At 70.7% G+C, this 20,506-nt stretch carries 19 protein-coding genes; 14 read left to right on the forward strand and 5 right to left on the reverse strand.

Annotated elements, in window-relative coordinates; all coding sequences use genetic code 11:
- Nucleotides 1-175 precede the first annotated feature (175 nt).
- The 4 genes from AB0M82_RS08020 (at nucleotide 176) to AB0M82_RS08035 (ending at nucleotide 3,835) form a co-directional block, all read left to right on the forward strand.
- The gene (locus AB0M82_RS08020; RefSeq protein WP_364718653.1) at nucleotides 176-1,504 is read left to right on the forward strand and encodes a helix-turn-helix domain-containing protein; all 1,329 of its coding nucleotides are present in this window, start codon (nucleotides 176-178) and stop codon (nucleotides 1,502-1,504) included.
- A gap of 436 nt (nucleotides 1,505-1,940) precedes the next feature.
- Nucleotides 1,941-2,534: a hypothetical protein gene (locus AB0M82_RS08025; protein WP_364718655.1), complete on the forward strand. Its 594-nt coding sequence runs from the start codon at nucleotides 1,941-1,943 to the stop codon at nucleotides 2,532-2,534.
- Nucleotides 2,535-2,687: 153 nt separating this feature from the next.
- Entirely contained in the window at nucleotides 2,688-2,834 is a 147-nt protein-coding gene (locus AB0M82_RS08030) for a hypothetical protein (protein ID WP_364718656.1), read from the forward strand.
- A gap of 149 nt (nucleotides 2,835-2,983) precedes the next feature.
- Entirely contained in the window at nucleotides 2,984-3,835 is an 852-nt protein-coding gene (locus AB0M82_RS08035; RefSeq protein WP_364718658.1) for an arginine deiminase-related protein, read from the forward strand.
- Between the two features lie 73 nt (nucleotides 3,836-3,908).
- Here AB0M82_RS08035 and AB0M82_RS08040 read toward each other — a convergent pair whose 3' ends face one another.
- The 4 genes from AB0M82_RS08040 to AB0M82_RS08055 form a co-directional block, all read right to left on the reverse strand.
- On the reverse strand, nucleotides 3,909-4,994 hold the full coding sequence (locus AB0M82_RS08040) for a class I SAM-dependent methyltransferase (RefSeq protein ID WP_364718660.1): 1,086 nt from the start codon (nucleotides 4,992-4,994) through the stop codon (nucleotides 3,909-3,911).
- 74 nt (nucleotides 4,995-5,068) lie between these two features.
- Nucleotides 5,069-5,632 (reverse strand): family 43 glycosylhydrolase, encoded by a 564-nt coding sequence (locus tag AB0M82_RS08045; protein WP_364718661.1) that lies wholly within the window; start codon nucleotides 5,630-5,632, stop codon nucleotides 5,069-5,071.
- Nucleotides 5,578-7,155, reverse strand: a complete 1,578-nt coding sequence (gene paaZ / locus AB0M82_RS08050) for a phenylacetic acid degradation bifunctional protein PaaZ (RefSeq protein ID WP_364718663.1) — start codon at nucleotides 7,153-7,155, stop codon at nucleotides 5,578-5,580. Before paaZ ends, AB0M82_RS08045 begins: the two co-directional genes overlap by 55 nt.
- Before the next feature lie 61 nt (nucleotides 7,156-7,216).
- Complete coding sequence (locus AB0M82_RS08055; protein WP_364718664.1) at nucleotides 7,217-8,077, reverse strand: VOC family protein; 861 nt, start codon at nucleotides 8,075-8,077, stop codon at nucleotides 7,217-7,219.
- A gap of 80 nt (nucleotides 8,078-8,157) precedes the next feature.
- Between AB0M82_RS08055 and AB0M82_RS08060 the strand changes: the two genes are divergently transcribed.
- The 10 genes from AB0M82_RS08060 to AB0M82_RS08105 all read left to right on the forward strand — a co-directional run bounded on the left by AB0M82_RS08060 (nucleotide 8,158) and on the right by AB0M82_RS08105 (nucleotide 17,522).
- The gene (locus AB0M82_RS08060) at nucleotides 8,158-8,739 is read left to right on the forward strand and encodes a carboxymuconolactone decarboxylase family protein (RefSeq protein ID WP_364718666.1); all 582 of its coding nucleotides are present in this window, start codon (nucleotides 8,158-8,160) and stop codon (nucleotides 8,737-8,739) included.
- The gene (locus AB0M82_RS08065) at nucleotides 8,736-9,584 is read left to right on the forward strand and encodes a fumarylacetoacetate hydrolase family protein (protein ID WP_364718667.1); all 849 of its coding nucleotides are present in this window, start codon (nucleotides 8,736-8,738) and stop codon (nucleotides 9,582-9,584) included. Before AB0M82_RS08060 ends, AB0M82_RS08065 begins: the two co-directional genes overlap by 4 nt.
- 22 nt (nucleotides 9,585-9,606) lie before the next feature.
- Complete coding sequence (locus AB0M82_RS08070; RefSeq protein WP_364718669.1) at nucleotides 9,607-10,149, forward strand: MarR family transcriptional regulator; 543 nt, start codon at nucleotides 9,607-9,609, stop codon at nucleotides 10,147-10,149.
- A gap of 156 nt (nucleotides 10,150-10,305) precedes the next feature.
- Nucleotides 10,306-10,836, forward strand: coding sequence for a cupin domain-containing protein (locus AB0M82_RS08075; protein ID WP_364718671.1), 531 nt, complete (start codon nucleotides 10,306-10,308; stop codon nucleotides 10,834-10,836).
- Complete coding sequence (locus tag AB0M82_RS08080) at nucleotides 10,833-12,032, forward strand: cytochrome P450 (RefSeq protein WP_364718673.1); 1,200 nt, start codon at nucleotides 10,833-10,835, stop codon at nucleotides 12,030-12,032. The genes AB0M82_RS08075 and AB0M82_RS08080 overlap by 4 nt, the downstream gene beginning before the upstream one ends.
- A 23-nt stretch (nucleotides 12,033-12,055) precedes the next feature.
- On the forward strand, nucleotides 12,056-12,379 hold the full coding sequence (locus tag AB0M82_RS08085; protein WP_364718674.1) for a 2Fe-2S iron-sulfur cluster-binding protein: 324 nt from the start codon (nucleotides 12,056-12,058) through the stop codon (nucleotides 12,377-12,379).
- Complete coding sequence (locus AB0M82_RS08090) at nucleotides 12,376-13,620, forward strand: FAD-dependent oxidoreductase (RefSeq protein WP_364718676.1); 1,245 nt, start codon at nucleotides 12,376-12,378, stop codon at nucleotides 13,618-13,620. Before AB0M82_RS08085 ends, AB0M82_RS08090 begins: the two co-directional genes overlap by 4 nt.
- Complete coding sequence (locus tag AB0M82_RS08095) at nucleotides 13,617-15,062, forward strand: AMP-binding protein (protein WP_364718677.1); 1,446 nt, start codon at nucleotides 13,617-13,619, stop codon at nucleotides 15,060-15,062. Before AB0M82_RS08090 ends, AB0M82_RS08095 begins: the two co-directional genes overlap by 4 nt.
- Nucleotides 15,063-15,146: 84 nt before the next feature.
- Entirely contained in the window at nucleotides 15,147-16,265 is a 1,119-nt protein-coding gene (locus AB0M82_RS08100; RefSeq protein WP_364718679.1) for an alcohol dehydrogenase catalytic domain-containing protein, read from the forward strand.
- 66 nt (nucleotides 16,266-16,331) lie between these two features.
- Complete coding sequence (locus tag AB0M82_RS08105; protein ID WP_364718681.1) at nucleotides 16,332-17,522, forward strand: acyl-CoA dehydrogenase family protein; 1,191 nt, start codon at nucleotides 16,332-16,334, stop codon at nucleotides 17,520-17,522.
- Nucleotides 17,523-18,049: 527 nt separating this feature from the next.
- Here AB0M82_RS08105 and AB0M82_RS08110 read toward each other — a convergent pair.
- Nucleotides 18,050-20,494 carry an SdrD B-like domain-containing protein gene (locus AB0M82_RS08110; RefSeq protein WP_364718682.1) on the reverse strand — a complete coding sequence of 815 codons (2,445 nt, stop codon included), beginning with the start codon at nucleotides 20,492-20,494 and terminating at the stop codon, nucleotides 18,050-18,052.
- Nucleotides 20,495-20,506: the final 12 nt, after the last annotated feature.

Genomic DNA, 20,506 nt, shown 5'->3' on the forward strand with positions numbered 1-20,506 from the left:
CGTCGAGCATTCCCTCAATTCACCGGGACGACGTAAGAAACCACCAGCCATTGATCGACAAAGCGTGAGGAAAGTGCACGAACGGGCTAGCAGCACCGCCATGCAGCGGAAGAGAATGCGGCCCCCATCCGCGACGCTGAGTAGGTGAGGTGAGTGATTGAGGGGAGTGATTCAGATGGGAAGACCGGAAAAACCAGTCAACGCGTCCGGCGGCACCGCCACCCAGTTCGCTCGCGAATTGCGCGAGCTGCGCGCGCGGGCCGGAAACCCCACCTACCGGGAAATGGCCCGGTCGGCCATGTTCTCGTCGTCGGTGCTCTCCAGCGCCGCGAGCGGCAACCGGATGCCGTCGCTGCAGGTGACCCTCGCGTTCGTCGCCGCGTGCGGCGGCGACCACGAAGCCTGGCGGCAACAGTGGCACGCCGCCACGAGCGGCTATCCGCAGCCTCCTTCGGGGGAACGCAGAAGAAGGCCGTCGTTGTTCCAGCGGCGCGGGGGCGCGCCGCCGTATCCGGCGCAGCTGCCGCAGCGGCCGAGGGGGTTCACGGGGCGGACGGCCGAGCTGGCGTGGCTGCGGTCGCCCGGCGACACGCCCCGGGTGATCAGCGGCCCGGCCGGGGTCGGCAAGAGCGACCTCGCGTTGCACTACGCCCATTCGATCGCGGCCGAGACGACGGACGGGCAGCTCTACGCCGACCTCGGCGGTCTCCGCCACGGCGGCGGAGCACCGCCCACGCCCGAAGCCGGCGCCATCCTCGACGGCTTCCTGCGCGCGCTCGGCGTCGACGACGACCAGCTGTCCGGCACCTTCGGCCACCGCGCCGGCCTGTACCGCACACTGCTGGCCGAACGACGGCTCCTGGTCCTGCTGGACAACGTCCAGGACGAACAGCAGGTGCGCCCCTTGCTCGCCGAGACCACCACGAGCACGACCCTGCTGGTCAGCCGCAAGCGGCTGCTGGGCCTGCGGGACGTCAGCCGGCTGCGGCTGGCGCCGCTTTCGCGCGGCGACTCGATCGCGATGATCACCGCGGCACTCCCCCACCTCGCCGGCTCCGCCGACCGGGACAGTGCCCGACTCGCCGAGATGTGCGGTGACCTGCCCCTCGCCCTCGACCTCGCGCTCCGCAAGATCGTCTCGCGGCCCCGCCTGACCCTGCGGCGAGTCGTCGAAGAGTGGCGGCTCAACGGCAACACCGTGGACTGGCTGTGCCTCGGCGACCTGTCCCTGCGGCAGTCCCTGGAGTCCGCCTACAACACGCTCAGCCTGCCGGCCAGGGAACTGCTGCGGGAGATCGCCCGGACACCGGCGGGCACTCCGGGTTTCCTGCCGGCCGGCCAGGACGAACTGGCCGAAGAGATCGCCGACGCCGGCCTGCTCACCCACGCCGACCCGTACCTCGACGGCCATGGGCTCCCGCCACCCGTGCGCGACTTCGTGCTCAGCGCCATCGAGCCCCACGGACACGACTTCTCCGCGATGGCCGGGCCCGTGTCCGCCTGACGCCATACCGGGATGGGCCGGCAACGGTGCCGCCGTCCCGGGACGCACCTTCGCGCCCCGCCACGGGGCGCACACCCGGCCCCTGCCGGGATCTCACGGCCGGACGACGTCGGCTCTGTCGCAGCTGTTCCGTCCCGCCGCGTTCCCCTTGGCCGCAGTTCCGGCGTCGCCCCTTTTGGCGCGGCCGCAATCTCCCCGCGTCCGCCTTCCGGGTGTCCGCCATCCCCGCGGTCGTTCTCCGCTGGATCCGCGTCTCCTGGCGCGCTGTCCCGGACGGCGATTGATTGTCCTTTCCGGGCAATACTCCCAGCCAAGTCCGCCATGACCTGTAATCAGCAGAGCACCCGGATGGGTTTCTCACACACCTCGACCGGACCTTCGCCCGAGCCGTTTGCCGGCGAACCCGCTTCGCGGCCTTTCTCTGGAAGGACAGGACATGCTCGACAACGGCATCCCCGTACGGCTCCCGGACCGCCCGCGGCCGGGCGTCCCGTCGCTCGTGGTGACCAAGCCGAACGGTTTCCCACGCTACTCCGGCTATCTCGCCATGGCTGCTTCGATCATGCTCCTCATCGCCGCGATCTGGTTGTCGGCGCGGCTGCACCCGAGCCCGGCGTGGCACGCCGTCGCGCTGTTCGCGCACCTCGCGTCCCTGGTTCTCGGTCTCGGCGCGGTCCTGGTCGCCGACTACTTCTTCGCACTGTGGGTACTGCGACGGACGACGTTCGCCGAGGCCGTCCGCAGCACGTCGCGGCTGCACCTGCCGGTCTGGGCCGGGTTGACCGGGCTGGTCGGCAGCGGCGCGCTGCTCGAACCGGACCTCGGTTCGCCCGCCACGGTGGTGAAACTCGGCCTCGTGCTCGTTCTCACCGTCAACGGCGTGCACGTCGTGCTGCTGGGCAAGCAGATGGCTTTCGTCGAAGAACCCGTTCCCGCCCGGCTGCTCGTCCGCGGCGGCCTCGCGACCGCGATCTCGCAGTTCTGCTGGTGGGGCGCCGTCGTCATCGGGTTCCTGAACGCCAACCGCTGAAAGGGGAACGATCCGTGTCCCTTCCCGTCGTTCCTGCCAGGACAGCGAAGCTGTCCGGATCTGGCCAGACGCGTGGCCACGCTCCCGGGCACCCTGATGACTCCCGGCCCGATACCCGGACACCGGCCGGGGAAATGATGAAACGGAGTAGGAATGATCACCAAATTGATGCGCGCCGTGGTCACGGCGATGCGTCCGGTCCCGTCGGCCACGACCGTTGCCCAGCGGATCGACGAGGCCCGCTCGCAGCCGGGCTACCTCATGACGATCGAGCTGTTCCGCCTGCGCGGCCTGGGCTGACCGCGCTCGCTCGTTTCGCCGGCCCCCCGGACGTCCACTGCCGAACGTCCGGGCGCGGCGGATCGGCGGTACAGCCGAAACCCGGCCGGGCGCCTCCACCTTCGGGCGCCCCCGCCACCCGTACCGCCCACCCGACGAAACGAGCGACCATGACCAGCACCGTCTCCATCGCGGCCCCGTTCACCGCCGGCGAATCAGCCGTTTCCCACCGCCGGCTGCTGATGTGTTCCGCGAGGTACTTCCGGATCGACTACGAAATCAACCCCTATATGCACGTCGGCGTCCAGCCCGACGTCGAAGCCGCGGTCGCGGAACACGAAGACATCATCGCGGCGCACCTCGCGGCCGGCCGCAAGGTGGAGTTCCTCGACGCGGATCCCGCGTGCCCCGACATGACGTACACGGCCAACGCGGCTGTCGTCCGCGGCGATCGTGCCGTGCTCGCCACGCTCCCACCGGAACGAGCCGCGGAAACGCCCCACCACCGGACCTGGCTGGAATCCCACGGGTTCGAGGTCGCGGAGACGCGCTACGCGTTCAGCGGCCAGGGTGATGCCCTGGCCTGCGGTGACCTGCTGCTCGCGGCGCACGGGCAGCGCACCGACGCGCGGGCGTTCCGGACCCTCGCGCGGCACCTGAACTGCGAGATCGTCAGCCTGCGCACGACGAGCCCCCGCTGGTACGACCTCGACCTGGCGGTGGCGGTGATCCACCCGGGCCGAATGCTGGCCTACAACCCGGAGGCGCTCGACACCGCGAGCCTGCGCAGGCTGCGCGGACTCGGCATGGACCTGATCGAGGTGACCCCGGCCGAGGCGGCGGCATTCGCCTTGAACCTGATCAGCGACGGCCGCACAGTCACGATGACCAGCGGCGCACCCCGGCTGGCCGCGGACCTGAGAGCCACGGGCTTGACGGTGGTGGAACTGGAAACCAGAGAGCTCCGCAAAGGCGGCGGCGGTGTCCGCTGCACGGCATTGACACTGGACAACCCGGCCTGAGCCGGCTCGCCTGGCGAGGAGTTTCCTCGCCAGGCGAGAGCTCTCCCAGCAAAAAGTGGCCGGGTTCGTGGCTTCACGCTTCGGCGGGCTGTTCGGCATCCCGGCGGGCCACCACCCGATACGCGTTGGACCACCCGCGCCGCCGGCCGAACGGTGCGCTGATCCGGTCCACCACCGACGCCAGGACGAACAACGGCACGCACACGATGAATGTCACCTTGCGCAGGACCCGCCGCCACCGCGTCGGCGGGGCGTCCCGCCACGGAAGATCCTCCCCGGCGATGGTCAGGGCGTTGACCGCCATGATCGACGCGGCCAGCACGTCGATCGCGGAATGCGGCTCGGCACGTTGCTCGGCGACCACCGTGAACCCGCGGCCCGCCAGCTCCGCACGGAGGTTGCCGATCGGCATCAGGTTCAGATGCTGGGGCTGCAGCCAGGGCATCCACCACCGGCCGAGCAGCTTCGCCCAGCGACATTCCGGATCGGGCAGCTCGATCGCCAGCAGCCCGCCGGGCCGCAGCACCGTCATCGCGGCCGCCAGCTCTCGCTGGGGTTCCGCGGTGTGTTCCAGGTAGTGGTACATGCTGACCACGTCGTAGCGCCCGGCGAGCTCCTCGGCCAAGTCCACGAACAAGCCGCGATAGCCGGCGCGGATCCGGCCCTCCCGACGCGCCAGCTCCACCGCGTCGCCGAGATCGAGACCGTCGAACTTGACATCGGGCAACACCTCGGCGGCTTCCTTGCAGAAGTGCCCGTGTCCCATGCCGACGTCGAGCCACTCACCCGATGCGCCGATGTCCCGGACCAGCTCGGCCCGGGAGCGATAGCCCGCCCGGTTGCTTTCGAACATCCCGGTCATGTTCTTTTCGCCGAGCCCGTCGTAGCAGTCCCGGTAGTAGAACTCGAGCCCGGCCGGGTTCAGCCGCGGGTTCTGGAAGACGTGCCCGCAGTCCCGGCATTCGTCGAGCAGGAACCGGCCCGGCTTGTGCTGCAGCAAATCGGTCGTGCGCAACCGGCCACGAAGTGCGCCGGAGTCACACCACGGACAGTTGGCGCGGCGAGGCTCGAAGAACCGGTCCACGCCCTCGGCCAGGTCCTTCAGGTAGGCCGGGCGGCGCGAGGCGACCGGATCGGCTGGTACGTCGTCCTCGATCATGGAGGCGGATCCTAACGCGCGGACCACCCGGCCGTGCACCTTCGAACGGACGAAGTTGCGCTCTCGAAGAGGCGTTACGAGTCGCCGGAGGGACCCGCGATCGAGGTCCCGGTCCGGACCGGGACGCCGAGGTTGGGCGAGCCGTCGGAGTTCCAGCCGATCTTCTGGGCCCGCGTCGTGCGGGTGGTGCCACAGCCCTGGCCGGCCGAGGAGTTCGCGCGGTAGACGACCCAGGTTTCGGTGTTGCCGGGTGACCTGACGAAGGAGGCGTGGCCCGGTCCGTAAACGCCGTTGGCGTCACTGCGCTGGAAGATGGGCGTGGACTTCTTCGTCCATGAGCTGGTCAGCATCGGGTCGCCACCGGTCCAGGTCAGCATGCCGAGCTTGTAGTCGGGCGTCTGGCAGAAGCTCGCCGAGTACGGCAGGAGGGTCTTTCCGGCGTTGTAGACGGTGTAAGGTCCCTTGTTGACCGGCATGCCCCGCCGCTCCCACGACAGCGTCGCCCGAGCGGCGCGAGCGCGGCCAGCTCTCGTCCTTTTTGGACAGTAGCTTGCGCCGCACCCCCACCGAAGTCGCCATGGCGTCAGGCGGAGTCGGACGCCGCGGGCGGCGGTTCCCGGGGCAGTGAGGCGAGCCACCGTGGTGAGGCTTGGATCGCGGTGCGCTGCATGAGGTCTACGACGCCGCGGGTTCCGGCCATCTCCGAGCCCCCGCCCGCCCGCCCGGGGCCGCCGTGCCGCAGGGCGGCCAGCGGTGATCCGTGGCCGGTCGTCTGGGTCACGTTCGTCGAGTCCAGCAGGTGCAGTCGCCCGTGCCAGGGTGCCGCCTTCCGCACGAACGCGGTCGTCCAGGCGAGATCGTCGCCGACCACGGAAGCCACGAGGCTGCCCCGGCCGCGGGCCAGCAGATCCGTGGCGTGGCCGGTGTCGCGGTACGCCAGCACGGTCGCCGCCGGGCCGAACGGCTCGACCTCGTGGGGCGCGGCGGCGTCCGGGTCCGCCGAGATGAGCAGGGCGTCCAGGAAGGCACCCCGCTCGGCGTCCGCGTCGATCACCCGTACCTCGTCGGGGTCGCCGTGGACGAAGCGGCCGGACTCGGCGATCCGGCGCACCGCCCGCCGTACGTCGTCCCGCTGCGCGAGGCTGACGACGGCGCCCATCCGGACGCCCTCCGCCGTGGGGTTGCCGATGGTCACGCCCGCCAGTTCGGCCGAGATCGCCTCATGGGCGGCGGATTCGTGCTCCCGTGGGACGAGGACGCGGCGGATGGCCGTGCACTTCTGGCCCGCCTTGACCGTCATCTCGGTCACGACTTCGCGGACGAACGCGTCGAACAGCGGTGATCCGGGCCGGACGTCCGGTGCGAGGACGATGGCGTTGACGGAGTCGGCCTCCGCGTTGAAGCGGACCGACCGGGCCACGACGTTGGGGTGCGTGCGCAGCGTCGCGGCGGTGGCGGCCGAGCCGGTGAAGGAGAGTACGTCCTGCTCTTCGAGCAGGTCGAGGGCCGGGCGGACCGAACCCACGACCATCTGCAGCGCTCCGGGCGGAAGGACTCCGGCTTCGGCGGCGATCCGCACCAGCCGGGCAGTGAGGTAGGCAGTGGGGGTGGCCGGTTTCACCACACTCGGCATACCGGCCACCACGGCCTGCGCCAGCTTCTCCAGCGGGGCCCAGACGGCGAAGTTGAAGGCGTTCACCTGGAGCATCAGGCCCGGCGAGGGGGTGCACAGGTGGACGCCCAGGAAGTCCTCGCCGCGCGCGAGGCGTTCGGCCGGTCCCTCGACGAGGAAGGGGGTGTCGGGCAGCTCGGCGCGGGCCCGGGCAGCGTAGTCGCGCAGGACGCGGATGCCGCCGTCGACGTCGTACCGGGCGTCGTTGAGAGTGGCTCCGGCGCGGGCCGACAGGACATACAGCTCCTCGCGGCGGGCGCGGACGACCGCGGCCATCGCGTCCAGGAGATCGGCTCGCTGGTGGAAAGTGAGGGCGCGCAGGGCCGGGCCGCCGACGCGCCGAGCGTGGGTGAACGCCCCGGCCAGGTCGAGACCTTCGGAGGAGACGTGGCAGACCAGGTCACCGGTGACCGCGTCGCGCACCTCGGCCGCCGACGCCGCCGTGGCCGTGGGACTGATCCAGGTGTTCTGCAGATAGCTCTGGAGCATGGCGGACAGACCGCTTTCGTCGGAGGGATTCGTCGAGCAGGGGCGAGCGGCGACGCCGGGGTCACGAAGCCGGGTGATGGCCCCAGATGTCGGCGGTGTAGACCCGGCTGACCCAGGTGCCCTCGTCGACCTGCACGCCGCCCGCGCCGATCTCGATGCCGAAACCGGCCGGCGAGGTCATGTAGAAGGAGAACATCCCGTCGTTGGCGTGCTTGCCGAGCGTGGCCATGAGCTCCACGTCGTGCTCGCGTGTCCGGTCCAGGGCGCGGCCGACCTCATCGGGGCTGGTCACCTCACACAGGATGTGGTGGGTGCCCTCGTTCTTGTACGAGCGGATGAAGGCGATGCTGTGGTGGCGGGGGTTGCAGCCCAGGAAGTAGAAGGTGCCCCAGGGGTAGTCGGCGGTGTCCGTGAGCCGGAATCCCAGGACCTCGCAGTAGAAGTCCACCGCCTCCTGCACGCGCGGCGTCTTCATCACCACGTGCCCAAGGCCCTGCTCCCCGGTCACGAACTCCACGCCCAGCGGTGAGACGAACTGGCTGGGAGCGAGGCGGCGGCCGCTGAACAGCTCGGTGCGGATGCCGAGTGGGCCGGAGAAGTGCACCATGCGGGCCACCTGGCGGTCCTGGCACTCCTCGTCGGTGCCGACGGACACGTCGACGCCGGCCTCCTTCAGGCGAACCGTCATCTCGTCGATCGACGCCGGGTCACGGACCTCCCAGCCGATGACCGTCACCCCGCCCTGCGGAGCCTCGGTCAGCCACATGCGGAAGGGGTGCTGATCCATGCGCAGCCGGTAGCGCACCGGCCCCGCGGAGGCCTCGGGCTCGACCACGAGACCTATCACTGTGCGGGCGTACTCCGCCCATGCTGCCGGGTCGGGCGCGCCGATGCCCACGTAGCCAAGGCTCTGGATCGTCATGGCGGGGACAATATTTGTTATACCCTTGACGGTCAAGGCTCTGACGAATACGTTGCGGTCATCGAGCCGAGGAGGACCCAGTGCCCGAGAAAGCCCGCATCCGGCCCGTGGACGAGGCCGATCTGCAGGAGAAGACCCTGGCGTCGCTGGCGCCGTACCGCGACCAGGACGGTCGCATCTACACGATCTGGGCGACGCTGGCCCACCACGAGGACGCGCTGCGCCGTTTCCTCGTCTTCGGCAACCACGTGCTGGGCAAGAACACCCTGCCACTGAAGTCCCGCGAGCTGATGATCCTGCGGATCGCCGCCCGGGCACAGGCGGGATACGAGTGGGACCAGCACGTCCGCATCGCCCGCAGTGCGGGGCTTGCCGACGAGACGATCCTGGCCGCCGCGACCGGCACTTGGGACGGGCTGGGCGAATTCGACCAGGTGTTGCTCGGCGCCACCGACTCGCTGCTTGACCGGCAGAGCGTCGACGACGAGCTGTGGTGCCGCCTGGAGGCACACCTTCGCGTCGAGCAGATCATCGACGTCCTCTACACCGTCGGCCAGTACCTGACCATCGCCACCGTCATCAACACCCTCGGCGTCCAGGTGGACGGCGAGGCCGCTCTGCCCCTCCCTCAGCCCGTCGACCAGAAGGAAGCAGCCGCATGAAGCTCGCCAACCTCGCCGGCCGTCCCGTCGTCGTCCGCGAGGACCGCGCCCTCGACCTCGCCACCGCCGGCAAGGGAGCGATCGAGGCCCGCCTGGAGGTGCTCTCCGACCTCTCGCTCCACGACGAGCTGCGCGCCATCGCCGAGCGGGCCGCGGAGGAGGACTGGAAGCCGTTCGAGGCCCGTGACCTGGGCCGGGTCGCCAAGCCCTACAAGGCGATCGGCGTGGCCCTGAACTACCGCGCGCACGCCGAGGAGTCCAATCTCCCGGTCCCGGACGAGCCGTCGGTGTTCGCCAAGTTCGCCTCGTCGGTGGTCGGCCCGTACGACTCCATCGTGGTGGAGCCGCAGTACGACAAGGTGGACTTCGAGGCCGAGCTGGTCGTCGTGATGGGCCGTACCGGCAAGAACATCCCGGAGGCCGGCGCCTGGTCGTACGTGGCGGGTGTCACCGCAGGTCAGGACATCAGCGACCGCAAGGAGCAGTGGCGCAAGCCGATCAACCAGTTCACGCTGCCGAAGTCGTACGACACCTTCAGCCCGATCGGCCCCTACCTGGTCACCCTCGACGAGTTCGCGGACCCGGACGACATCGAGGTCACGGGCTGGGTCGACGACCTGGAGGTGCAGCGGGGCCGCACCTCGGACCTGATCTTCCCGGTGCCCGAGCTGATCGCGTGGCTGTCGAAGCGCGTGACGTTCGAGCCCGGTGACCTGATCTTCACCGGCACCCCGGCCGGCTGCGGCGTGCGCCGCACCCCGCGGCTGTACCTGACCGAGGGCAAGGTTCTGCGCACCGAGGTCACGGGCGTGGGCACTATGGTCAATCCGGTCGTGGCGGGCTAGGCAGAGGGAAGGGCGGGAGATCGTGACCGACACCGTGCGCGAGACGGGGGCCGCCCGGTCCAGCCGGACCCGGGAGTTCTCGGAGCTGCTGCGCCACCACCATCGTGAGCTGGGCACGACCGAGCCCCGTGACCTCGACGCGATCGAGATGGTCACCGACCTCACCCGCCTCGAGGCCCGGCTGACCAAGGACTTCGAGAAGCACGTCCACCGGCCGCTCGGCCTGACCTGGGCGGGCTTTCGGATCCTGAACGCCCTGTGGGTGTACGGCCCGCTCGGCCAGCAGGACATCGGCCGGTTCTCGGGGTCCACCCGGGCCAGCATCTCCAGCGCTCTGACGACCCTGGAGAGCCGGGGCCTGGTCTCCCGGGAGCGGGTCGAGTCCGACCGGCGTCAGCTGTTCGTGGAGCTGACCGAGGAGGGCCGCGAGACGCTGCGCAAAGCCATCGAGGCGCAGACCCTGCGCGAGCGGGCCTGGACGGCGATCCTGCGCGACGACCAGCTGAGCGAGCTGGTTCACCTGCTGCGAACCCTGGTCAACCAGGACACTCCGGCCGCAGACTGACCGGCACACACCGGCCACTCACTCACGAATCCCCACACACCGACCCGCGCGGACTCAGGCCGCCGGGTCACGACCCCCGAAAATTCGTCAGGGCTCTTACTGTCACCCCTCTAACGTCTTTAGTGCTTCCCGGTATGTTTCTCGAAGGAGAGAATCATGGTCCGTCGTGTCGTCACCGGTGTCGATGCCAGTGGCAAGCCCCTGATCGTCAGCGACGGAGAGCCGCCCGTCTCGCGTCAGTACACCCACACCCCCGGCTTCGCCCGCTCCCTGGTGTGGAACACGACGGCTCCCGCCGCCCCGTCGGCCGACCCGACGGAGAACCTGAAGTCCTATGTGCCGGCCCCCGGCGAGACGATCGCCCTGACCGTCACCTTCCCGCCGGACAGTGTCTTCGCCGATCCGTCCTGGGACCCCGCCGCCGCGGCGGCCGAGCAGCTGGAGGGCACTCCGGGTCTCACCGAGCTCTTCGAGCCGGACAGCCCGGGGATGCACACCACTCCGACGGTGGACTACGGCGTCGTCCTCAGCGGAGAGATCGTCCTCGACCTCGACGGCGGGGAGACGACGGTCCTCAGGCCCGGTGACCTCTGCGTCCAGAACGGCACCCGCCATGCCTGGCGCAACCCCGGGACCGAGCCCGCCACCGTGTTCTTCGTCCTGATCGGCGCGGACACCACGTCATGAGTGCCCTCACCACCGCCGCCCCCGGCGCGCCCGTCGTCGACCTCGACCTCGACGAGCTGCGCCGGGACCCGTACCCCGCTTACGCCCGGCTGCGCCGGACCGCTCCCCTGGCCTGGGTGCCGTCGGTGGGGCGGCACCTGCTCACCCGGTACGACGACATCGTCCACGCCGAGAAGCTGGCCGAGGTGTTCAGCTCGCGCGAGGAGGGCTCGCTGCTGCTGCGCACGGTCGGGAAGAACATGCTCCGCGAGGACGACCCGGACCACCGGAGGCTGCGCGGCGGAGCCGAGCCGCCCACCCGGCCCCGCCAGGTCCGCGACCTGTGGGCCGGGACCTTCGAGAGCACCGCGCACCGGCTGCTCGACCGGATCGCCGCCCGCGGCGAGGCCGACCTGATCGCCGACTTCGCGGAGCCGCTCGCGGCGGCCAACCTGGCCTGCGTCCTCGGCCTGCGCAACGCCACGGCCGACGACATCGCCGGCTGGTCGCGGGCCATGATGGCCGGCAACAGCAACTACGCCGACGACCCCGACATCTGGCTGCGCGCCGCGCGCGCCACCCGGGCCATCGAGGAAGCCGTGGCCGAGATCGCCGAGACGGTCCGGCGCGAGCCCGACGGCTCGGTGATCTCGTCCATGGTCCACGCGCCCGAGCCGGTGGCCCTCAGCGAGATCCAGAACAACGTCAAGGTCATCATCGGCGGAGGCGTCAACGAGCCGCGTGACGTGTTCGGCGTGGGCGCCTGGGCGCTGCTGCGCCACCCCGGCGTACTGAACCGGGTCATCGACGAACCGACGCTGTGGAAGCGCGTGTTCGAGGAGACCGCCCGCTGGGTCTCGCCGATCGGCATGTATCCGCGCCAGCTCACCCGGGACTACGAGATCGCCGGCGTCAAGCTGCCCGCGGGGAGCCGCGTGGCCCTGGTGATCGCCTCGGGGAACCGGGACGAGTCGGTCTTCGAGCGGGCCGCGGAGTTCGACATCGACCGCCCGCACCGCCCGCACCTCGCCTTCGGCGGCGGCCCGCACTTCTGCATGGGCGCGTGGGTCGCGCGCCACGAGGTCAGCGCGCTCGCATGGCCCCTCGTCTTCAACCGTCTCAAGGCACTCCGCCTCACCGATGACCCGGCGGACCACCTGGACGGCTGGGTGTTCCGGGGACTCACCTCGCTGCACGTCACCTGGCAAGCCGCCTGACCCGTCCCCACCAGGAGGACTCCATGCCCACCGTCATCTTCCAGTCGCCCGACGGGACCGAACGCAAGGTCACCGCCGAGTCGGGGACGGTCCTCATGCAGGCCGCCGTCGCCAACGGCGTCGCGGGCATCGTCGCCGAGTGCGGCGGCAACGCCTCCTGCGCCACCTGCCACGTCTACGTCGACCCCCGGCACACCGACCTGGTGGGACCGCCGAACGATGTCGAGGACGAGATGCTCGACTTCACCGCCGCCGAACGCCGGCCCACCAGCCGGCTCAGCTGCCAGATCCAGCTCTCCGACGCACTCGACGGACTGGTCGTCCACGTGCCCGAGGGGCAGGTATGAGCAGCCCCAGCACCGCGGGCGTGGTCGTCGTCGGGGGCGGACAGGCCGGATTCAGCGTCGTGTCGACCCTGCGCGCCTCCGGCTACGACGGCCCGGTCACCGTGTTCGCGGCGGAGCCCCATCTGCCGTACCAGCGGCCGCCGTTGTCGAAGAAGGCGCACACGGATCCGGTCCGGGTCGAGCTGGTGCCGGAGTCCTTCTACCGCGAGCGAAACATCGACGTGCGGCTCGGTGACGACGTCATCGCCGTGGACACCGCCGCTCGCACGGTGACCACCGCCTCGGGCGCACGTGTCCCCTACGAGCACCTCGTGCTGGCGACCGGCGCACACAACCGGCCGCTGCCCGTCCCCGGCGCCGAGCTGGACGGCGTCCACGCGCTCCGCTCCCTCGACGACGCCCTCGCGATCGGCGGGGCGCTGGCGACCGCCCGCGAGGTGGTCGTCATCGGCGGCGGGTTCATCGGGCTGGAACTGGCCCAGGTCGCCAGGGCGCGCGGGGGGCGGGTGACGGTGGTCGAGCTGGCCGGCCGGCTGCTGAGCCGGGCCGTCTCCTCGCAGGTGGAGGAGCACCTGCGGGAGCGACACGAACGCGTCGGCGTCCGGATCCTCACGGGCACGGCTGTGCGGGCGATCGAGGGCACGGAACGCGTGCGGCGGGTCGTCACGGACCGGGGCGTACTGCCCGCCGACCTCGTCGTCTACGGCATCGGCGCCGCCCCCAGGGACGAGCTGGCGCGGGACGCCGGTCTGGCCGTGGACGACGGTGTGATCGTGGACGAACAGCTCCGCTCGATCACCGACCCCCGGGTCTTCGCTGTGGGCGACTGCGCCCGCCACCCCAACCCGTACGCGGACGGGCTGGTCCGGCTGGAGTCCGTGCCGAACGCCACTGATCAGGGGACGCTGGTCGGCCGCCGGATAGCCGGTTCTCCCGGAGTGCCCTACGCGAGCCTGCCCTGGTTCTGGAGCGACCAGGGAGACATCAAACTCCAGATCGCCGGACTGCGAGTGAGCAGCGACGACGTGTACCTGGCGACCGGCGGCTCCCCGGAACGGCTGGCGGCGTACGCCTTCCGCGACGACCGGCTGGTGGCCGTGGAGACGCTGAACTGGCCTGCGGAACACCTGGCCGCCCGGCGGCTGCTGGAGCAGGACGCGCCGGTGTGCGCCGCCGACCTCACGGGATCGACGCTGGGCGCGCTGACCCGTGCCCGACGCGCCGCGGGGGTGCGCGGATGAACTCCTGGTTCGGTGCCCATCTCGTGGCGAGCGCGGCCGAGGCCGGCTCCCGGCCCGCCCTGGTCTTCACGGACCGTTCCTGGACCTATGCCGAGCTGAATCTGGCCATCCGGCGTACGGTCGCCCGCCTCGACGCGTTCGGGATACGCAGGGGCGATCGTGTGGTGATGCAGGGAGCGACCCGGCCCGAGGCCCTCATCACCATGTTCGCGGTGACGCGGATGGGGGCGGTCCTCGTCCCCGTCCATCCCCAGCTGACCGGCGCGGAACTCGCCGTCATCCGCGAGGAGACAGCGCCGCGTGCGGTGGTCGCCGAGGCGGGGTTCGCGGCGGACGAGCTCACCTGGGACGCCCTGCACCCCGTCGACGAGCCCGCCGCTCCGATCGCCGAGGGACCGCCCCCTCCGGCCGGATCCGACGTGGCGATCATCGCCTTCACCTCGGGGACCTCCGGGCGCCCCAAGGGTGTCGCGCTCACCCATGACAACCTGCGATGGAGCATGGTCAACGGGCTGAGCCGGCTGCCCGTCGGCCCGGACGACGTCGCTCTCGTCTCCACGCCGCTGGCCCACGTCGCCGTGCTGGGCGGGCTGCCGCAGTACACCTGGGCCCGTCGCGGGACGGTGGTCCTGGCGCCGAGGTTCGACCCGGACCTGTTCATCGACCTGGTCCGCGACCACCGGGTGACGTGCGCCTTCGCCGTACCCGCGATGGCGGCCCTGCTGGCCCGCCATCCCCGCTTCCCGAGCGGCGACCTGGACGGACTGCGGTGGATCCTCTCCGGCGGAGCACCAGCCCCGACCGCAACCAGGGCACGCCTGACCGAGCGGGGCATCGCGGTCGTCGACTCCTACGGCCTGACCGAGACCTGCGCCGGGGTGACGTACTCCGCGCTCGACTCGGCCGCCGCGGCCGGAGATCCCGTGCCGCATGTCGAGCTGCTGGTCGTGGACCGGTCCGGATCGCCCGCCCGGGCCGGCACGGTGGGCGAGATCTGGGTGCGCGGCCCGTCGGTCGCCTCGTCCTACTGGACGGCCGCCGGGGCACGGCCCACGACCGATCCCGAGGGCTGGTTCCGCACCGGAGACCGCGGACGCCTCGACGACGGCGGACGACTCGAGGTCGTGGGCCGCGTCAAGGACACCATCATCACCGGTGGCGAGAACATCGATCCCGCCGAGGTCGAGAACGCGCTGGCCGACTTCCCGGGCGTCGTCGAGGTCGCCGTGTCCGGGACCCCCGATCCGGTCTGGGGCGAGCTCGTGACGGCCTTCGTCGTCTCGGACGCCGGCGAGCCGACCCTGGCCGACATCCGCGCCCATCTCGACGGCCGGCTGTCCAAGCACAAGTGGCCACGGCGCCTGTGCCTGGTCCCGGCGCTGCCCCGTGGAGCGACCGGCAAGCTCCAGCGGCAGCGGCTCACCACGCTGCTCGACGCCTGACTCCGCTGCCCCTCCCCACTCCCCCTCCCACGCCCCGCCGGTGTCACCGGCGACCGCTCCCTCACCCACACCCCAGGAGAGCCCATGAGTGCGACCATGCGAGCCGCGCGGATGCACGCCGTCGGCGAGCCGATGAAGCTCGAGGAACTGCCCGTTCCCGAGCCCGGCCCCGGTGACGTCCGCGTGGCCGTCCACGCCGTCAACATCGTCCCGAACCTCGCCAACATCCTGAACATGTGGACCACCTGGTTCCCGCACAGCCCCCTGCCGACCCTGCCGGCGATCTTCGGTCTCGACCCGGCGGGCGTCGTCGAGGCGGTCGGCGACGGCGTCCAGGCCTTCAAGCCGGGCGACCGGGTCTACGTCAACCCGGGCCGCTCCTGCGGATCTTGCCGCTCCTGCCGGGGCGGCGACTCGATCAACTGCGCCAGCTACGCGTTCGCCGGATACTTCGGCTTCTCCCCGACCGCGATCGACCTGCTCGACCGCTACCAGGGCGGGCTCGCCGAGTACATGGTCGCCCCGGCCTACAGCCTGGTGAAACTGCCCGGCAACCTGTCCTTCGAGGCCGCCGCCCGCTTCGGCTACATCGGCACCATGTACTCGGCGCTGCGCAAGGCCGGAGCCGGTCCGGGCAAGACCATCCTGATCAACGGCATCAGCGGCACCCTGGGCATCGCCGCCGCGCTCCTCGCCCCCGCCATGGGACTCACCCACGTGTACGGCACCGGCCGGGACAAGGCCCTGCTCGACCAGGTCGGCAAGCTGGCGGGCGGCCGGCTGAACCTGCACTCCCTGGACGACGGCCCGCTCGACGACTGGGTCCGCGAGGAGACCGGCGGCTACGGCGCCGACATCTACATCGACGCCCTCGGCCCCGGCGCCCCGCACGAGACGTTTCGCGCGGGCATGCGGGCGATGGCACGCGGCGGCATCGCCGTCAACATCGGCGCCGTCGCCGGTGATCTGCCGATCGACATCCACCGGATGATGGACCAGCAGCTGCGGCTGATGGGCTCGGCGTGGTTCACCTCCGCCGAGGGCCAGACCATGGCCGACATGGCGGGCGCCGGCCTACTGGACCTGAGCCCGCTGGAGCACCACGTGTACCCCCTGGAGCAGGTCAACGAGGCCATCAGCGGGATCGCCGTGCGCAACGGCGGCTTCAGCAACTTCATCATCAGCCCCACGGCCACCTCGTGAGCCGGGGCCGTCGGCAACTCCCCGGCCGACGGCCCCCTTTCCCCTCAACCTCTGTTTGGAGCACAGATGCACGCCCTGCACGCCCCGCGCCCGGCCGCCCCGCTCGACCTCGTCGAAATCGACAGCCTGCTGACCCCCGACGAGCGGGCCGTGCGCGACGCCGTCCGCACCTTCTGCGACCGCCGCGTCGAACCGCACATCGCCGAGTGGTTCGAGCAGGGGGAGATCGAGGACATCCGCGGCCTCACCAAGGAACTCGGCGAACTCGGCCTGCTGGGTATGCACCTGGAAGGCTACGGCTGCGCGGGCATGAGCGCGGTCGACTACGGCCTGGCCTGCCTGGAGCTGGAGGCGACCGACTCCGGACTGCGCTCCCTGGTCTCGGTGCAGGGCTCTCTGGCCATGTACGCGATCCACGCCTTCGGCTCCGAGGAACAGAAGCAGGAGTGGCTGCCCCGCCTCGCGGCCGGCACCGCCATCGGCTGCTTCGGCCTCACCGAGCCCGACTCCGGCTCCGACCCGGGCAGCATGCGCACCGCCGCCCGCCGCGACGGCGACGACTGGGTCCTCGACGGCCGCAAGATGTGGATCACCAACGGGTCGGTCGCCGACGTGGCCGTGGTCTGGGCCCGTACGGACGACGGCGTCCGCGGCTTCGTCGTCCCCACCGACACCCCCGGCTTCTCCGCTCCCGCCATCAAGCACAAGATGTCGCTGCGGGCGTCCGTCACCAGCGAGCTGGTCCTGGACTCCGTACGGCTGCCCGGATCCGCCGTGCTGCCGGAGGTACGTGGCCTGCGCGGGCCGCTGTCCTGCCTCAACGAGGCGCGCTACGGCATCGCGTGGGGCGCCATGGGTGCCGCACGGTCGTCCTTCCGGGCCGCCCTGGCCTACGCGGGCGACCGGGTCCAGTTCGGCCGGCCGATCAGCTCCTTCCAGCTGACCCAGGCCAAACTCACCGACATGGCCTTGGAGCTGGCCAAGGGCACGCTGCTCGCCTTCCACCTGGGCCGCACCAAGGACGACCGGGGTCTGCGCCCAGAGCAGGTCAGTTACGGCAAGCTCAACAACACCCGTGCCGCGCTGGAGATCTGCCGCACCGCCCGCACCGTCCTGGGCGCGAACGGCATCTCGCTGGAGTACCCGGTCATCCGGCACGCCAACAACCTCGAGTCGATCCTCACCTACGAGGGCACGGTGGAGATGCACACCCTCGTGATCGGGCAGGCGCTGACCGGCCAGGCGGCGTTCCGGTGACCGACACCCTTTGATGCCGACGTGCTGATCGTGGGCCTCGGGCCCGTCGGCGCCACGTTTGCGTTCTACGCGCCCCGGCTGGACCGGGGTTCACGCCGGGCATGCCGAACGTCGTGGCGTATGACTACCGGCTGGACGGCGGCGGTGCGGGGCAACACGGCCGACGGCACCAGGTCGGGTGGCATCGGCTACTCGGTGTACGTCAACTAGTGGCGCGCGTCGCAAGTTGTTTGACGTTCGGGCCGAGCGCCCCAATGTGGCGTTCGGTGCGTCAGACGCAACCAACGCCACATTGGGGCGCAAGCCAGGGCCCCTGTCAACGCACCTCGGACGCGCGACACTAGCCGCGTGACCGGCGGCCCCGCTCCCGCCAGGGAGCGAGGCCGCATGCTCAGCAGCGGCAGCACGCTCTCCCGAGCCAAGCTGAACGAGGCGATCGGGCTGGCGTGAATAGTCCCTTGTCGGCTGGCGGGGCACGCGGTCTGCCCGCCCGCGCAATCTCGGCATCGCGGGCGGGCAGACCTGTTTCAGTTCCGCTTGGCGCGGCGCTTCCGGCCCACGAACGTGAGTGTCACACCCGCGCCGAGGGCCAGGAGGCCGAGGAGCAACAACCACGGCAGGCCGGACACACCGGTGAAGGCCAGTGAACCTCCGGGTTTGCCGGTTGGGACCGTCGTGGTCGGTGCCGTGCTCGCCGGCGGTTCGGTCGTCGGCGGTGTCGTGGTCGGCGGCGCCTTGGGGATGTACACGCCCGCGTCGATCGTGTGATCGACTTCTCCGGGGTTGGCCGGGGCCGTCACGGGCGCGTATCCGTTGCACAGCTGCCCGGTGGTCGGCGGGACCACGTTGGAGTCGTGCACCCGGTCGTCGCCGGTCAGTGGGAGCGTGAACCGCAGCTCGGTGGCCGGTGGCCGGCTCGTCACCTTGCTGGTGTTCGCGGTGCAGACGTTGAACTGCACCGTGTATTCCGCGCCCGGCGTCAGCTCGTAGGCGGCGCCGACACCGCCGAAGTAGTACTCGCCTGCCGCATCGGTCTTGGTCGTGGCGACCTGCTTGCCGGTGGAGTCCACCAGGTTGATCGTCGCACCGGGCAGCCGCACGTCCGCCGGGTTCTGGACGCCGTTGTGGTCGCCGTCGAACCACACCAGGTTGCCGATCTGGATCGGCGCGTTCGCCGCCTGGTACGCGATGGCCCCGAGCCCGCCGGACTTGCCGAACCCGTTGTTCGGGTTTCGGCCGACGAACTCGTACGCGTTGGCCGATGCATTGTTACCAGGTCCCACCCCGGTCGTGATGTCGTAATAACCGGTCCCGCCGGTGGCGACGTGGATGGTCGGGTCCATCTGCGTGCTCACGACCCATTGCTGCTGCGGGATGTAGGCGACCGCCCCTTGCGCGGCTTCCTGGTGCGGCCCAAGCGCCGCGGGGCCGCCCGGGGCGAAGTAGTCGCCCGGGAAGTACTCAACCACGCCACCGCTCTGCTCGCCGTCGTTGACGCCCGCGTGGCCGGGGCAGTCCCCGGTGCCTTCCCACGAGTACCCACCGGCCGGGTTGACGCAGGCCATGGAGATGTCTCCACCGGAGAAGCCGTTCTGGGTGGTGTCGTTGCCGGGCCGCGGGTCCAGCGAACCCCAGCCCACCGCGTCCATGAACCGGTCGCGGAAGCCGAGGATCATCGACCCGTCACGCGCGAAGGCCAGGCTGGCCAGGTGCGGCTGCGGATCGATCAACGCACCGCTGCCGTTCACGGCGTGCTTGTCCCAGCTCGACAGTGCGGTGTCCCACGGGTTCCAGTGGTTGGTCTGGGGAGGTTTGGACGCGCTGGTGAGGACTTCACCGCGCTCGGCGGTCAGCGGCTGGGTCAGCACCGTGGTGAACAGCGTGCCGTCGTAGGCGTAGACGACAGCCTTCAGGTCCGCGCGGTTCTGGGTGCTCTCCGCGCTGCACACACCACCGACGTACAGGGTGCTGTCGTGTGCCGTGACGGCGAACGGCCGCCAGTCGGTGGATGCCGCGCAGCCCGGGTCCGGGACCGGCACCGTGTCCGCGGGCGCCGAGGCGGTGGTCCCGGTGGCGTCGAAACTGACCAGGGACCGGGTCGACAGGTCCATCGCGTACAGCGTGGAGCCGTCCTCCGACAGCGCGAGGCCGCCGATGCTCTCCTTGCCGGGCGCGTCGGTGAAACCGCCATCCTTGAGCATGTTGCCGGTGTCGTGCGGCGTCACCGCGGCGTCCGGCACCTTCGCGAACAGGGTGGGCGCGCCGCCGCCGTCGACCGGGACGGTGTAGATCGCGTTCCCACCCGCCGGCCCGTACAGGGTGTGCCGCCGGGCGAAGGCACTTTGGAACAGCCGGCTCCGGTTCTTGTCGTAGGCCAGCCCGAACGTCGTGCCCACCTGGGCCTGGGTGGCGAGCGTGGTCGGGCACGCGACCCCGTCGGGACACGTACCGCGGGTGTCCACCCCGAATGCCACCAACGCCCGGGTGTCCTCCCCACGAGCACCATTGTGGACCGGCACGAAATACCGCGAATCCGGCAGCGTGTAGTGGGCGGGGTTCCAGACCCCGGTGATCACCGAGTCGTCCTTGCCGCCCGACACGTCCACGAACGTGGTGAAACTGTCGAAATGATTGGTCGCCGTCGAGGCCGGCGCCGCCCGCAGATAAGCGCCGTACGGCGCCGGGACAGTGACGTCGACGCGGTAGTGGCCGCCGGTCAGCGCGGGGGACGGTGGCACCACGACCTTCCCGGTGGCATCCGTGGTGCCGGTGACGTGGCGGCCTTCCGGGTCGGAGACGTCGACGTGCATGCCCTGCTGCGGCACGTCCATCACCGTGTTGATCACGCCGGTGCCGAAGAAGTCCCGTAACACCTGGACCGTCAGCGTGCCGTCCGTCGTCGACGCGGCGGCCGTGCCGGCGACCGCCCCGGTGATGCCGCTGCTCGCCAGCAACAGACCGGCCAGCCCCACCCGAGCCAGTCG

It is taken from the genome of Amycolatopsis sp. NPDC051128 (assembly GCF_040682715.1).
Taxonomy (GTDB): domain Bacteria; phylum Actinomycetota; class Actinomycetes; order Mycobacteriales; family Pseudonocardiaceae; genus Amycolatopsis.